Below are 15,045 nucleotides of genomic sequence, written 5' to 3' on the forward strand. Positions count from 1 at the left end.
TTACTTCCTATGGATGTGGCCTCTGTATCTACGTAATAGTCCCCGTGCAGTATCGGGCTTCTGTTTGTCGTGCAACATCACCCGGACTAAATCCGCCTCGTATACAGTTTCTGTTCGTAAGCCCCCATATTTGCCGCGGACTTCCTTCAGATTCGCAGTCACCCACGACCCCCTTGTCTCTAGCTAACACTTCCTACTGCTAAGCGTGTTCGGGACTTGAACCCTATAGTCGATTGCCATGCCCGGCGCACGATATGAAAAACGGGATGGCTTTGGCTATCCCGTTCTTTTTTATCGGACACTAGTGATTAAAATTTAAAGATTTAAATTTTAATCAATAAAAATGTTTACATATACTTAACTTTGAAGATCAGAAAAAATTATCGATCTGATATAGCATTACGATTTAAAAATAATGAAAGAAGATACACTCTTAAAGATCAGCAATAAGATTAAGGAAAAAAGAAGGGAGCAAAATATCACTGTTCAGGAATTAGCAGATAGAGCGGATGTAAGCAAAGGCTTAATTTCTCAAATCGAAAATTCACGAACCATACCATCTCTTATTGTACTCATCGATATTATAAAAGCGCTGAATATCGATCTAAATGTTTTTTTTAGAGATTTTACCAACAGCGATAATCAGGAAATGGTGCTTGTTAAAAAAGCGGCAGATTATGAAAGCTTCGAAAAGGAAGATGCCAATGGGTTTTTATACAAGCGTATATTTACACCTTCCGTAAGCAAAGGAACTGTGGATATAATCTTACTTGAATTGGAGCCAAAAGCAAATCGTCCGATGGTTGAAACAGAGGCATTTGAATACAAATATATTATTAGCGGAAAAGTATCTTACAATATTGACAATAAAATCTATGAGTTAAGCGCCGGAGATTCACTTCTTTTTGATGGCAGAATTCCCCATACACCAACTAATATTGGAAAAAGCAAGGCGGTAATGCTGGTAATCTATTTCTTTGAGGAGAAAAGTTAAGCCACCAGAATTCAAAAATTAACCCCTTGGAATCCGAATTGAAATTTTGGATTCAGGGGGTTAAAAATTGTTAACCAAATATTGCTTTGATGCTTTCACCTGCATAACCAGCGCTGGCAGTCATCCCTTTACCACCTATTGCTGTGCGAATGTGAATACGATTGTCAATATCATATTCCACAATGTGCTTTGTGGGGTGCTGGGGATAAAATCCAGCCCAATAATGCTGAATTTGCCTTACATCAAAGTTTACAATTTTTTGGGCTTCGGTAAGCATGAGCTCATTTACATACTGTTTAAGGTTAAAACCCAAATCGTCAAATTGATCAACATTTGCATATTCATGGCTATCGCCTATGATGAAGCTGCCATCAACAGCTTTCTTAAATAAAATATGTATTCCCCATTTTATTAGTTCTTCATAATACGCGGGCGTCGAAATGTTTTTGAAAGAAGGGCAGTGATGCTCAAAGCTTTCATATCGGCGAGTAGTTAACCCAGTCAAAATATTTCCTTCCAAATTTACCTCTGGCATCGATACCGTTCTCATCATTTGCAATTTGCTAATTACGATTCCGCTTGACAGGAAAAGATCGGGAAATAGTAGCTTAAATTCGTAGCCATTGCAGATAATGGCTTTATCTGAAGTAAATTTTTCTCCTTTATTGGTTGAAGTCAGTACTTCGCCATCAACACTTTCGCAAGAAATAACAAGTGTGTTATAGATGATATTATACTGAGGAAATTTTTCGACCATGTAACGCTGTAATCGATGAATCATCAAATCAGGCTCTACACTAACCTCTTGGGGAAAGAAAAGCGCCTCCTTTACATATTCACCTTTTAGTGTAGGATGCTTTGCGAGTGTTGATTCTTTAGTTAATAGCGAAGAGTCATAATCCAAGCCATCATAATGTTTTTTGAGTTCATGTAAAAGCTGCACCTCATCATCATCACTAGCAAGGTATAAACTTCCATTTTGCCTTACTGAAATATCAAAATCAGCTTGAATCTCTTTGTAGATGTTTGTTGCAGTTCGTCCATATTCAAACCATTTATCTTCCATACCCGATGGTACTACCTGCCCAAAATTTCTGACCGTTGAACCGACAGCGTAATTGTCTTTTTCTAGCTGAAGCACTGATTTGTTTTCCTTTAAAGCGTGGTAAGCGTGAAAAGTGCCCAATATTCCACCACCAATGATGATCAGATCATATTTTTGTTTCATACGAGTTGTATTTGATTATTATCTTGATTGTTGATTGAATCAATCGTTGTAGTTTCAATCGGTTGATTTTGTTTTTTTAGACTAAAATAAATCATGGAAAAGATGGTTAACACCAATCCACAGATGGATACGAGCCAAAGCGATCCTTTAAAAAATTCGATCCAACTTATCTGGGGATTACCTATTTCTTTTACGCCAAGAATTGTAATACTGGCTAGATATCCAAAAGCATCAGCTATGTAAATAAGAAAGCCAATATTGCCCTTTTGATGGTAAGTTGCGATTAGCCTTTCGAAGAAAACCGCATTATATGGAAGGTAGGCCATAAACAGACCTATTCCGATACTAGTCATCCAAACAATAGGATTTATGTAACCCCATTGAAAAAATAATGACGCTAAAAGAATAACGAGGCAACCCATAATAATCATTAAATGAATAAGCATAAAAGCTCTTAAGTTATTTCGAACCATGATTAATAAGCTAAGCAGCACCAGAATAACCAAACTGATAATGGTATCAATTTGGGCATATATTTTATTGTTTGATATGCCCAGGCCTTTCCATATTTCTACTTCAAAATTATCCCTCATATCCCTTAATGCTGTAAAAAGAACATAAATAATTACTGTTACGATTATGCCCGGAAAAAATCGTTTCAAAAAAGCGATTCGCTCTGCACCGTTCATGGCTACCCGTTTGGTTCGCAAAAGAATATCTTCGGGCGTTGGCTGGGGCATGGCTTCCAGCATTAAAACAAAACCAATTAAAGGTAGTATGAAAAGAAGTCCTATTGCAAAAGGCATCCATATTTCGGTAAGCCCGGTAATTTCCATGAGCATCCGTCCTACCGTTTTAACAAATCCTGAGGCAAATATCAGCGTAGTGGCCAAAACAGCACCCATAAATTCAGTGGTTTTACGTCCTTCAAGGTAACTGCAAACCAGCCCCCATATCATGCCTAAAGGAAATCCATTGAGAACCATAAAGACAATATTGTACGGAGCAGGGATTATTGCTAAGCCTAAAAGTGCGCCCCAGCTTATTAAAATAAGCAAAAGGATATTTTTTGCTCTACTCCTCCCTTTGCGTTCTGAAATAAATTTAATACCGTAAAATTTACTTGCCGTGTAACCGATCATCTGTGCAATTACCAACCAGATTTTATAATCAATGCCCAGTAAATCTTCATGCCCAGAAAATGTAGCTGCAGCAAACGCTTTTCGAAAAACATACATTGATGTGTAGCAACCGAAGGCAGCTACAGCACCCCATAAAGTGATGGCTGTGATGCCCATTGCTTCAAGTTTAGCAATTAATTTTTCCTTGGAAAACATTTGCGTTTCGGCTTGATTTTAGAAAGCTATTCCAGTTTGTATCTTAAAGTAAATACAAAATTTCACAAGAGCAGGAATCTACACGTTAAGGACATTTTTAATGATTGAAAAAAATTCAAGTATGTTAACTATCCTTATGGGTAAACACCTAATAATCCAGAAAAAAGAGGCGTTTCTGTCTTATTTGAATAAACCTTTAGGTAGCTGTCCTGTCCAAGAGTTCGGCAATTTTTTCGCCCCAAAAATATCAGCGATAACTAATGATGTATTCTTGTTGCTATTATATTCGGTAAATAATCCAATCTTCTTAACTTTAGGTCCGGTGATTGCCCAAGGCACTTCCATTTCTACCATTGAAACGCCTCCATGCCCCTTATTTTTCCCACCATGATCGGTAATTAATAGGAAATGGGTCGAATCATACAAACCCGCTTTTTTCAACTTTTCTAACAGCTCGCCAATGGCCATATCTGCTTGCTCAATGGCAGTAATATATTCTGGGCCCATCCAGCCAAAACCGTGTCCGGCGTGATCAGTATGTACACTATATAAAAAAGCAAGTGTTGGATAATTTTGGTTTTTCACAAGGAAATCGAATGCCTTATTGTAATTCTCCAGGTAAGTATCATTTTCCCCAAAAGATATTTCATCCAAATAGTTTTTATTGATGGGATATATCAACTCTTTCCAATTATAATAGTAGGCTGTTTTTACATCTTTTATTTGCTCCTTCAAAACTTTAAAAATAGATGGGTAATAACCGTCCTTATCCGTTTCAACACTCAATAATTCATGTGTAGCTAAAGTCCATGCATTATTGGTTATTCCATGTTCTTCAGGCCCAGAACCTGTAAAATGACTGGTCCAGTTGGGCAAAGTAACAGATGGCATTACTGGTCTGGTGGTGAGTGATAAAGCTCCATCAGCAATCATTCGATCCAAATTGGGATGTTTAGCCTTTTTAAAACCTTCGGCACTAAATCCATCTAAGCCGAATACCAGCACACGTGTGCTTTTGTTCTGAGCTTGGGCGACAGTGCAAAGGAATATTAAAGTAAGGGATAAAATTATTTTCATTTCCTGCTCTTTTTTATTTGTTAATCAATTGCTTTTTATATTTAAGTAAAGTATGTTTGGTATTTATTTTTGTTTCTACTGCTCTTTTTTAATTCTTGCAATTTTTGAGAAATTAAAGAACACTTTCCTTTAAAAAAATTAATACTATTTTACATGTGAAAACTTTTATCGCTGTAATTGATTAGTAATCAATAAATCACCAGAATAATTATAGCTAAAATTAAATATTATTTAGTATTTATAAACATCGTATTTTACCTGGCTTCAGTTAATTTTTAACTTATAACTACTAAATTCAATACATACAAGGATTATAGCGCTTTTTGTTTTGATGATTTTCTAATTGTTGAGATCAGTACTACCGACAGCAAACACATGATACAAATGAGTACAAATACACTTGAAGTATTTTTTGTTAAATCGATCACCCAGCCGAAAATGGGCTCTCCAAGTGCTGCAAATAAGTAGCCAATCATATTCATGCAACCAATGCCAGTTGCAGTTACTTTTGCAGGCAACATTTGTGGACTCAATGGCCAAAAGTTAGCCTGTGGACCATACACAAAAAAGCCTGATAAAAACATTAAGAGCCCACCTAATAGAAGATTTGAAGAGGGTGATATATAAACCAGCATCACCAAAACTGCACTTATTGCCATTCCTAATCGAATTGATGCAATGCGGTTTCCTTTAAAAATGGAATCAGATAATGTACCGAAAGAAATTGCACCGGCAGCCATACCAATCGGTAATAGCAATGTTGCCCATAAATATTGTGGGTTGTCTTTCCAACCTTTTCCAAGGTAGTGAACAGGTACCCAAAATATTAAACCATATCGAGCCATGCTTTCGAAACCGAAAGATAGTGTAGCCATTACAAAATTTCGGTTTGATAAAACAGTTTTATATCGCGATAGCCAATTATCATTATCTTCTAAATGCTGAACTGGTGGTTCTATTTTTGAGGCTTGCTTAGCTGATGGCCTATCTCGAATTAATATTAGAAACACAATAGCTACAAATGCAAGTGGAATAATTGGTAAACGAAACAACATTCGCCAATCCAGATTCATTTGTAGCAATATTATTGAAAATAAATAGGTAACTACCGATGATAAGCCTGCAGCCATGGTATAAAACCCAAAAGCTTTTCCATGCTCCTCTTTTGCCCACCAATTGGCAATAACCTTGCTTCCAGGTGCCCAAGCCATTGATTGAAAATAACCATTAAGTGCCCACAACACTAATATCATGCTTGAAGAATGTGAGAAACTGATGGCGATATTGGCTCCTATGGATAGAAAAGCACCAGTAGGCACCATAAACCTGGCACTTAAACGATCTGCTAAATTTCCATTGATGAGTTGCCCAAAAGAATAACCAATTAACATGGAAAAGCTAATCCAACCAATTCTTGTGTAAGAAATATCAAGATCTTTAGCCATTTCTGTCACAGCCCATCCAAAATTATGTCGCCCGGTGTAAAAGAAAAGGTAACAGAGCATGGTCACCAGCAGCATTTTCCACTGCTGTTTTCTAAACGAATTACTTTCCATCACTTTCGTTTTTTTCCATATTGATCCCAACACGGAAAGGTTTTTTTTCTACAGCATATTTCATCGCTACTTCCGAATTTTCTAAATCGAATTCTTTGGATACGATACTATCAAAAGGATAGGTTTCGTGGTGTGCTGTTATAAAATCTACAGCTGCAACAAAATCCTCGTAGTTATAATTGTGGAGGCCTTTAATTGATATAATTCTCCTAACAATCTGCTCTGCATCAATTTGAACCGGGCGTGATTTGAATACGGCTCCAATCCAAACAGCAGTATTACCTACACCTAATGAAGCTAGTCCCTGTTCCATCGCATCAGTAGATCCGCTCATATCAAAAGCAATATCTATAGCCGCGGGTAATTCATGTTGATCTGTTAAAAGATAAGTCGCATCCACACCAAAATCCAGTGATTTCTTTAACCTTTCGGGATTAATATCACCCATCAGCACTGATGCTGCACCATTTGAACGACACATTGCCGCACAAACAATTCCCAGTAATCCGCTTCCGGTGATGAAAACTCTTTTATTATTGACGTTACCTGCAAGCCTAAGTGCTCCAGCAACCGTAGCTATAGAACAATTAATCGTTGCCGCTACTTTTAATGGAATTTTTTCACTTAACTTAATTATTGCAGTTCCATTTTTGATCACGCAATGAGTGGCTAATCCTCCATGAAGCGCATCACCATCAGTAATTTGTGTGTGCCCATATTTAAAAAGTCCTGAAGCCTTCTGCGGCATACCAAACATAGACATGAGTGAGGAAGCGTCTGAAGCAAAAATACTCCAAGTTACTCTATCTCCAATTTTCAGCGGATTTCCTAGGTGGTCAAACTTTCCATGGGTTTCGGAGAAAGCGACAATTTCACCAACAATTTCATGCCCTAACACGGTTGGTACTTTTTCCGATCTCAGGCCACAAAAGGTATGTAAATCACTACCACAAATGGTGGTATAGAGATTTCTAACCAATATTTCATCTCTTTTTAATTCGGGAATTTCAATCTGTAGCATTTCAATTGGTTGTCCTGCTCCGTGAAATACTGAAATTTGTGCCTGGTTCATCGCTGTTGGTTCAATTTATTATTTGAGAAACCTCCATTAAATCATTGATAATAAAATCAGGGTTTGCAGTTTGCAATTGATTAAGGGTATGTGCACCTGTGGTGATACCAATACTTAAGCCGCAGCCTGCATTTTTACCTTCCATAATATCGATGGTAGAATCGCCTATTTTAACTACATTTTTGCTATTGGTAATGTTAAATTGCTTCATCGCAAACTCAATCATATCAGGTTCAGGACGATTTCTAGGCACATCCGAAGCTGTTACCAATGCGTCAAACTCTACACCAATTTTCCAGCCTAGTTTTTCCACAATGGAAGTTGCAGTTGTGCGATCATAACCAGTGTTTAAAACGGTGAGAATATTTTTCTGTTTCAAATGAGAAAAAAGTTGAAGTACATTGGGCTGTGGAAGAATCTGAGCCTCTGCGTATGCATTTGTTAAGGATATAATGAAGTCATCATAAATCTGATTTACCAGATTCTCATCTTCTACGCCATCAAAAGTTTTCAAAACCGACCTAATGGCTTGTTTTTTTTCTTTTCCTGCTCCCTGTTCCAAAACATTATCTAATGTAAAATTATAACCTGCTTGGTTGATAGATTTATGAAGTGTTTTGTACACCAAATTATCTTCATTTATTGTAGTGCCAGCCATATCAAAGATGACCATTTCTATATTTTTGTATTCCATTTTTATAATCTTCGGGCAAATTGGCCAAGCAATTTTTTTGTTTAGCAAAACAAAACAAAGTTTATGTAATAACATTTGATCTGTGTTAATAATATATTAATAATTTGTTACTAATAATCTGAACATTGCTAATTTGAAATTATGAGACTGACCTTTATATATATATTTACTATTGCAACAAGGCCTGGTTCAACAACGAATTATGCTTTGAGTATTAATGAATGATGATACCTTTCATAATTGGGTGTAAACAATAAGGAGTTGATGATATATTGTTATGAGCTGCGGAGATATGACTTTGCTAAACTTTTTCGGAGAAAAAATTCGAGCTTAAACAATACATGAATAATAACTAGAAAATTTTGCCTGTCGATAGGTCTACGAGTTTCGGAGAAACCGCCCGGCCAATGCCATTGAAGAGTATTTTAATACCCATCACTTTTCCTATAGCAGTTTTGTAACTGGTATTGAGTACGTTTTTTCCATTGATGAATATCGAAGCTTTTTTGTTTTGCACTTTGATGGTAACATTTCCTCCATTTATTGGATTAAACGCTAACGCACTTAGATTATCTTCTGTTCCCAACACACGCAACTCAGAAAACTTATAATCGCAAAATACCGCACAGGCCTTACGGAACAAATTAATCACATGTTTGTCTTTTTCTCCCAATATAATGAGTGCAGTTCCTACACATTGTGTACCAGGGCGGTTTCGTTCTGAATATACCCTACAGGAAAAAGAGAAGTTATCGCCACTAATAAGTGAGGGCTTAATATTACTATAACCAATCAGGAATGGTTTTCGAGTATCTAAACCGGCAGAATCTAACTGATGTTCAGAGACATAAATATTTTCTGGATCAAGTGATTTCAGCCCAATAATTGGAAAGGAACGAGAGGTATCGTTACCAGAATTGGCCACCCAACCTTTGGTTTGCATAAAAACGCTGGTGGTATCAGTAGGTTTTCCATTGTAAAATAACTTAGCGTAAACAACGCCGGGATTTTTGAAAAATTTGGCCACTTTTCTGTTGCCACTGATGGTTGATCGGGTAGCTTCTTCCAGAAAATCAATCTCGTATTTTTCATCCTTATCAAAATTATTTTTATGTTCAAGTTTAAAGACTGCAGAGTGAGGAACGTTTCCATAAGGATTGCTACATATTAATTTCACATCTGGCGGCTCCTGATATCCATACCAAATTATACTTCCTACAGCCAATATTGACACTGCTGCAAAAACTAATAAAATCCGCCTTATAGTTTTATTTTTTACTTGTGGCTCCTCTACCTTATATTGGTAGATGGAATTACTTCTGTACGCTGCTTAGAAAGTTTGTAAAATATGCCCAGCTCATTCCAGTTACGATGCCCAATAAATTGCGCTAATGCATCTCTGGTGGCTTGTTGTGGATTATAGTTTTTGGAGGTTTGTAATTTACCTAGAATCCTTCTTAACGTGTTTTCACTTAAATATACCTTCGTTTGTTTTCCCAAACGGCTGGAAAGCGAACTATAATCAGCTGAACGCCATTCGGAAACAGGCTTACCTCCCATTTTTTTTTCGATTTCAGAAACACAATATTCTGATAACTCATAAAAAAACTGACTTTCCTTGTTTCCAAAATCTGAATGCATACTTTATAATTATTTGAATAACAGACGATTACCGTGACAGAAAATTTCAAAGACTTTGTAATGGCATTTACTAAGGACGGCCCTCCATTTCACTTAGTTTTACAATAACCAAAAAATCATGATTACAAACATAATAAAGAAATAACATTAATGTTAACCACATTTTGACAATTTCTTATGAGAAAATGCTCTTAAAATCATAGAGATACAAGATTTAAACCAAAAAATAAAACCATTCTAAACAAAAAATAACTATGTCCTTATTTGAATCACATCACTTATCAAATACCATTAGCGTTTCTTGGTTTCTTTGCCGCCTGAAAAAGCTCCGAGATTCGATTCTAACAATTGTAATGGTATTCGCAACATTTCAGGCCAATGCTAGAGTATTAGCGCCTTCAAGTTCGAAAATTAATGAAGAAAAAAAACATTTTTATGGCACACTTCCTGAGCATTTATTGAATATCGGTGCTATCGATGTGAGTGGCAAAGTACTCGATGAAAATGGGCAACCTATTCCATCTGCCAGCATACTTATAAAAGGAACAAAAATAGCCACCCAAACAGATGTAAATGGCCAGTTCCAACTAAAAGACATTGCCGATGATGCAGTTTTGGTAATCTCTTATGTGGGCTATAAAACTCAAGAGGTTAAAGCGAGTTCCGGAATGACGATCAAGCTGATTCCACAATCTGATCTTGATGAAGTGGTTATTGTAGGTTATGGCAGTCAGAAGAAATCTACATTGACGGGCTCGGTTTCATCGATTAAAATGGATAAAGTAAATGATATCCCTGTATCCAATTTATCAAATGCGATGGCTGGGCGTGCTCCGGGAATCACAGTAACCAATACATCAGGTTTAGCAGGTGCTACATCTTCAATTCGTATAAGGGGTAGTTTTAGAGAACCTTTATATGTCATCAATGGAGTGATTAAAAACAAAGCTTCTTTTGATGCTTTGGATCCGAATGAAATCGATCAGATGAGTATTTTAAAAGATGCTGCCTCTGCATCAATTTACGGTGCACAGGCGGGAAATGGTGTTGTGGTGGTGACCACAAAAACAGGAAAAGTACAGGCACCACAATTTAATTTTCAAGTATCAAATACTTTATCAAAATCTACACAGCGGCTTTTAGGAGATATTACTACCGCAGCGGACGAACTCACCTATCAAAACAGGGTAACCAGATTTGAATGGGAACAAGGTGCCAGAACAACACCTTATGTGCAACCAAATAATGAAAGGGAATTCAGCTATTTTAATGATAAAATTTATAATGTAAATGATTATGTATGGCGTAACCCGAATTCTCAAAAATACTTGTTCAGTGTAAATGGTGGCAGTGAAAAAATCACCTATTACACCATGGCCAGTTATACGAATGAGCAGGGTACTTATAAAAACGTCGACTTCGGTAAATTCAACCTTCGATCTGATGTTACCGCTCAATTAAACAAAACCCTTTCCCTAAACTTAAATTTAAGTGCTTCACAACAAAACAATAATAGGTTTTTTTGGCAGGGTGATGGCGCTGATGATTTCAATGTGGGAGATTTTTACCGTGTAACTTTCAATTGGACAAAATTGTACCCGTTTTATACACAGGCAGATGGTACACCAGCTGATGGAGTAACCAATTTCCCTGTTCAAACTCCGCTGGGAAGTTTTCAGGCTTGGAGCGTAATTGATCAGGTTAATGGTGATCGTTATATTGATACCAAAAACAGACAGTTTAATCCAATCTTGAGTTTAAATGCGAATTTGGATGCCATTACAAAGGGATTATCTGCCAAGATTGTAGGAAATTACGAAGCCGTGGATTATATGAGAAAAACATTTATTACCTATCAGAAGAATTTTGTTTTTATCCCTAAGGAACCCACAGGCAACCGTTTCATCCCTGCTGCACCCGATCCACAACGTACGAATACATATACTTTTGGACAAACACAACCGAGCCTGAGTTACCAAATGAATAATGCATGGAGATACCAGATTAATGGTTTTTTGAACTACAACAGGTCATTTGGAAAACACCAGGTAAATGCACAGGCCATATTCGAGCAGTCGGAATTTAAAACAACTTTCATCACCACTACGGGTTTTGCACCTACTGCCAGCATTGATCAAATGTTTGCCTATTCAAATTCTGCCGGAAATAGAACTGGTAATGCAACCGAGAACATTGGCATTAATGGTGGAAATGCATTTAATTCATGGGTTTCTAACATTGCTTATATTGGTAAAGCGGGATATAACTACGACGAAAAATATTTGCTTGATTTTTCATTTCGTTATGATGGAACGCCATTGGTTGCTGAAGATAAGAGATGGGGATTTTTCCCTTCGGTTTCAGCAGGCTGGAGAATATCTCAAGAAAGCTTTGTTCGCGACAATGTAAAGTGGCTTAGTGATTTAAAGTTACGTGCTTCTTATGGTACAACAGGTAACTTAGTTAACACAGGGAACGAAGTGATAGCACCGTTTGGTTTTGAACAAACCTATGGTAATGGAAACCAATACATTTTTGGCAACACACTTTTACGTGGAATTGCCCCAGGCAATATCCCTAATCCAAACCAAACCTGGGCAACAATTTATAACTATAACGCTGGTTTAGATTTTGGATTTTTAAACCAAAAGCTAACGGGCTCTGCTGATTTTTTCCTCAACAATATGAAAAACATATTGGGCACTCGTGTAATTACTTTACCTGCTAGCTATGGTCAGAGCATTGCTCCTGAAAACTATGCAGCCAGAAGTTTCAGGGGTATAGACTTTAATTTGCAATGGCAGGATAAGATTGGCGAAGTTTCCTATTCAATATTTGGAAATGTAGGTTATGCCAAAGATCGCTGGGATATTTTGGATCAAAGCGCAGACTATCGTCCTGGTGGAGTTAACGAGTGGCGATCTGCAATTGGCCAGCCTTCCAATAGAATCATCGGACTAAAGGCGATTGACCTCATCAGAACTCAAGAGCAATTGGACGCTTTAAATGCTCAGGGATTTTTACAATACGGCAGAAAGCCATATTTGGGAGCCATTCTCTTCGAAGATATACGTGGAGATTCATTTGCGCCTGGAGCAAATAATAAAATTGACGATAATGACCTGCAAGTATTAAGTACCAACGGCGCACCACGAATCAACTTTGGTTTTGGTTTCAGAGTAAACTGGAGAGGCATTACCGTTGATGCCTTGATGCAGGGTGTTGGCGCTTATGATCGGATGATTAGTAACCAAGAAGGTGGCGGTATGCGTCAGCATGGCGGTAATTTCAGAACTTACTATCCAATATGGGCTGGTGACGTTTGGACAGCGGAAAACCCAAATGCTAAATATCCGAGACCAGTAGGGCAAAATTGGGCTGAATCTGGTGCATCAACATCTAGTTTTTGGTTAGTTAATGGCGCATACTTACGCCTTCGTAATATCAATATTGATTATGATCTTCCTCAAAAATGGATCAGTAAAGTCGGCCTGTCAGGTACGCAACTATTTTTCAACGGCACCAACCTGTTAACCTTTTCTGCCATGAAAGAGTTTCAAGATCCTGAGCAAAACAACTACGATTCATTCCCTATCATGAAGACATTTACCCTTGGTTTAAATGTTAAATTTTAATTCCCTAAATAAGATGAAAAAAATATTTATATTCTTTATGGCCGTAACCATGTTATCGGCATGTAAAAAAGCACTTGATGTCGATAATCTATTGGCGTACGATCCTGAACAAATATGGAATGACCCACTTTTGGCAGATGCTTATTTAACCAACATCTATCCTTCCGCATTTGGAAATCACAATGTATCAGCTGATCGAAACAGCGATCAATTGTCTGGAATTGCTTTCCCGCAGGACGCCGTTACCATCACCAATGGTGGTTTGGGCAACTGGAATTATAATCCGATCAGGTTGGTCAATCAGGCACTTTTAGATATCCCAAAAGGCACTCTTCCAGACGCTACAAAGAACAGAATTTTAGGAGAGGCGTATTTTTTAAGGGCATACTTTTATTTTGGAATGGTTCGGACCTACGGAGGAGTTCCTTATATTAAAATTCCTCAAGATCGATTTACTGATGAACTTAATGTACCCAGAAACTCGACAAAGGAGTGTTTTGATTTCATGTATGAGGATTTGGATAAGGCAATTAGCTTACTTCCTAAAAGAAATTTGCCTGCCTCATCTAGCTGGGGTAAAATTGACGGTAATTTCGCCTTGGCTTTCAAGGGAAGAATGTCGCTTTACAAGGCCTCGCCACAATTTAACCCCAATAATCCATGGGACAATACTTATTGGGCAGATGCCTATACAGTAAACAAAAAAGCTTACGACGACCTAAAAGCTCAAGGCTACCAATTGGTGGCTGATTATGCGAATACATCGTTAACGGAACGTAATACTGAAGTTGTTTTTTCGGTAATCAATCAATTTCCTGATAAAACTGCTAGTTGGGATAATGGCATTAGGCCATTATCATTTTCCAGAGGAAATGTAGCTGCAGCACCAACATTGGAGTTTGTAAAAGCATTCCCGATGTTAGATGGAAAATTGTACAGTGATCCTACTAGTCCTTATTTTGTTTCAGAGGCTGATTTCTTGAAATCGTACTGGAAAAATAGAGATCCAAGATTTAATAAATCAATTGTATGGAATGCGAAAGTTTATCCGGTATCTGGTACCATTACCGGTTACAGGCAATATACCGCTTTAGGTATTGCAAATGCACTTGATAACAACGGAATTAACCCAAACTCACCAGAGCGCTCTACAAACAACAATGTTCATACGGGTTTCTTTATTCTTAAAAATAGCGATTTAACGCTTACTCAGGCTAATGTTTTACAATACGGTATTGATTATGTGCTGATGAGATACGCTGAGGTGATGTTGAATTATGCAGAGGCAGCAAATGAAACCAATCATCCAACTGAAGCTTTGGATATTCTAAAACAGATCAGAATTAGGGCTGGAATTGAAGCTGGCACAAGTGGCAATTACGGTATTACAGCGACCACACGTACTCAAATACGCCAAGCCATTATGGATGAGCGAAATATTGAGCTTTGTTTTGAGGGATTTCGATTCAATGACTTGAGAAGGTGGAGAATGTTCAGTTTGCTGGATAATAAAGGAAAAACTGGTTTGGAAGCGATTGCTATTGAACCAAACGGAACTGAAATGTCGCTCTCTAAGGCAAGACCATTGGGTCAATCTAATCAATTGTTGGAAGAAAATTTCAAATATGTTCCATTATCTGTACCGCAAACTGGTAACAAACTTAATATCCTGCCAGAGAAATACTACTTCGCTCCCATCCAGCAAAGCATAAGTGCCAATGCAAGCAAACTTCAACAAAATAAAGATTGGGGTGGCTCATTTGACCCTACACTACAATAACTATTTAAACCAAATGTACATCGCAACCATT

The 15,045-nt window shown here is 37.4% G+C and carries 11 protein-coding genes; 3 read left to right on the plus strand and 8 right to left on the minus strand.

The window, feature by feature from the left end:
• The first annotated feature begins 415 nt into the window (after window positions 1–415).
• Window positions 416–994: a helix-turn-helix domain-containing protein gene (locus tag OQZ33_RS21770; protein ID WP_265801583.1), complete on the plus strand. Its 579-nt coding sequence runs from the start codon at window positions 416–418 to the stop codon at window positions 992–994.
• 70 nt (window positions 995–1,064) lie between these two features.
• Here OQZ33_RS21770 and OQZ33_RS21775 read toward each other — a convergent pair whose 3' ends face one another.
• From OQZ33_RS21775 to OQZ33_RS21810, 8 genes are all read right to left on the minus strand, one after another.
• Complete coding sequence (locus tag OQZ33_RS21775) at window positions 1,065–2,222, minus strand: TIGR03364 family FAD-dependent oxidoreductase (protein ID WP_265801585.1); 1,158 nt, start codon at window positions 2,220–2,222, stop codon at window positions 1,065–1,067.
• A complete protein-coding gene (locus OQZ33_RS21780) occupies window positions 2,219–3,559 on the minus strand; it encodes a DUF5690 family protein (protein ID WP_265801586.1) in 1,341 nt (446 codons plus the stop codon). The genes OQZ33_RS21775 and OQZ33_RS21780 overlap by 4 nt, the downstream gene beginning before the upstream one ends.
• Before the next feature lie 180 nt (window positions 3,560–3,739).
• A complete protein-coding gene (locus OQZ33_RS21785; protein ID WP_265801587.1) occupies window positions 3,740–4,636 on the minus strand; it encodes an alkaline phosphatase family protein in 897 nt (298 codons plus the stop codon).
• Between the two features lie 311 nt (window positions 4,637–4,947).
• Entirely contained in the window at window positions 4,948–6,192 is a 1,245-nt protein-coding gene (locus OQZ33_RS21790; protein WP_265801588.1) for an MFS transporter, read from the minus strand.
• Window positions 6,182–7,264 carry an alcohol dehydrogenase catalytic domain-containing protein gene (locus OQZ33_RS21795; RefSeq protein WP_265801590.1) on the minus strand — a complete coding sequence of 361 codons (1,083 nt, stop codon included), beginning with the start codon at window positions 7,262–7,264 and terminating at the stop codon, window positions 6,182–6,184. The genes OQZ33_RS21790 and OQZ33_RS21795 overlap by 11 nt, the downstream gene beginning before the upstream one ends.
• Window positions 7,265–7,274: 10 nt before the next feature.
• The gene (locus OQZ33_RS21800; protein WP_265801591.1) at window positions 7,275–7,958 is read right to left on the minus strand and encodes an HAD hydrolase-like protein; all 684 of its coding nucleotides are present in this window, start codon (window positions 7,956–7,958) and stop codon (window positions 7,275–7,277) included.
• 352 nt (window positions 7,959–8,310) lie between these two features.
• Window positions 8,311–9,183, minus strand: a complete 873-nt coding sequence (locus OQZ33_RS21805) for a hypothetical protein (protein ID WP_265801592.1) — start codon at window positions 9,181–9,183, stop codon at window positions 8,311–8,313.
• Between the two features lie 65 nt (window positions 9,184–9,248).
• On the minus strand, window positions 9,249–9,599 hold the full coding sequence (locus OQZ33_RS21810) for a hypothetical protein (protein WP_265801594.1): 351 nt from the start codon (window positions 9,597–9,599) through the stop codon (window positions 9,249–9,251).
• Between the two features lie 254 nt (window positions 9,600–9,853).
• Between OQZ33_RS21810 and OQZ33_RS21815 the strand changes: the two genes are divergently transcribed.
• Both OQZ33_RS21815 and OQZ33_RS21820 read left to right on the plus strand, forming a co-directional pair.
• Window positions 9,854–13,234, plus strand: coding sequence for a SusC/RagA family TonB-linked outer membrane protein (locus OQZ33_RS21815; protein WP_265801596.1), 3,381 nt, complete (start codon window positions 9,854–9,856; stop codon window positions 13,232–13,234).
• A gap of 13 nt (window positions 13,235–13,247) precedes the next feature.
• A complete protein-coding gene (locus OQZ33_RS21820; RefSeq protein ID WP_265801597.1) occupies window positions 13,248–15,014 on the plus strand; it encodes a RagB/SusD family nutrient uptake outer membrane protein in 1,767 nt (588 codons plus the stop codon).
• The last annotated feature ends 31 nt before the right edge of the window (window positions 15,015–15,045 follow it).

It is taken from the genome of Pedobacter sp. MC2016-05 (assembly GCF_026239735.1).
Taxonomy (GTDB): Bacteria; Bacteroidota; Bacteroidia; order Sphingobacteriales; family Sphingobacteriaceae; genus Pedobacter.

Excerpts from the sequence above, each read along its gene's own strand:
- OQZ33_RS21790 (WP_265801588.1), bottom strand. The coding sequence starts at position 6,192 with ATGGAAAGTAATTCGTTTAGAAAACAGCAGTGGAAAATGCTGCTGGTG.
- OQZ33_RS21800 (WP_265801591.1), bottom strand. The coding sequence starts at position 7,958 with ATGGAATACAAAAATATAGAAATGGTCATCTTTGATATGGCTGGCACT.
- OQZ33_RS21795 (WP_265801590.1), bottom strand. The coding sequence starts at position 7,264 with ATGAACCAGGCACAAATTTCAGTATTTCACGGAGCAGGACAACCAATT.
- OQZ33_RS21770 (WP_265801583.1), top strand. The coding sequence starts at position 416 with ATGAAAGAAGATACACTCTTAAAGATCAGCAATAAGATTAAGGAAAAA.
- OQZ33_RS21810 (WP_265801594.1), bottom strand. The coding sequence starts at position 9,599 with ATGCATTCAGATTTTGGAAACAAGGAAAGTCAGTTTTTTTATGAGTTA.
- OQZ33_RS21785 (WP_265801587.1), bottom strand. The coding sequence starts at position 4,636 with ATGAAAATAATTTTATCCCTTACTTTAATATTCCTTTGCACTGTCGCC.
- OQZ33_RS21815 (WP_265801596.1), top strand. The coding sequence starts at position 9,854 with ATGTCCTTATTTGAATCACATCACTTATCAAATACCATTAGCGTTTCT.
- OQZ33_RS21780 (WP_265801586.1), bottom strand. The coding sequence starts at position 3,559 with ATGTTTTCCAAGGAAAAATTAATTGCTAAACTTGAAGCAATGGGCATC.
- OQZ33_RS21820 (WP_265801597.1), top strand. The coding sequence starts at position 13,248 with ATGAAAAAAATATTTATATTCTTTATGGCCGTAACCATGTTATCGGCA.
- OQZ33_RS21775 (WP_265801585.1), bottom strand. The coding sequence starts at position 2,222 with ATGAAACAAAAATATGATCTGATCATCATTGGTGGTGGAATATTGGGC.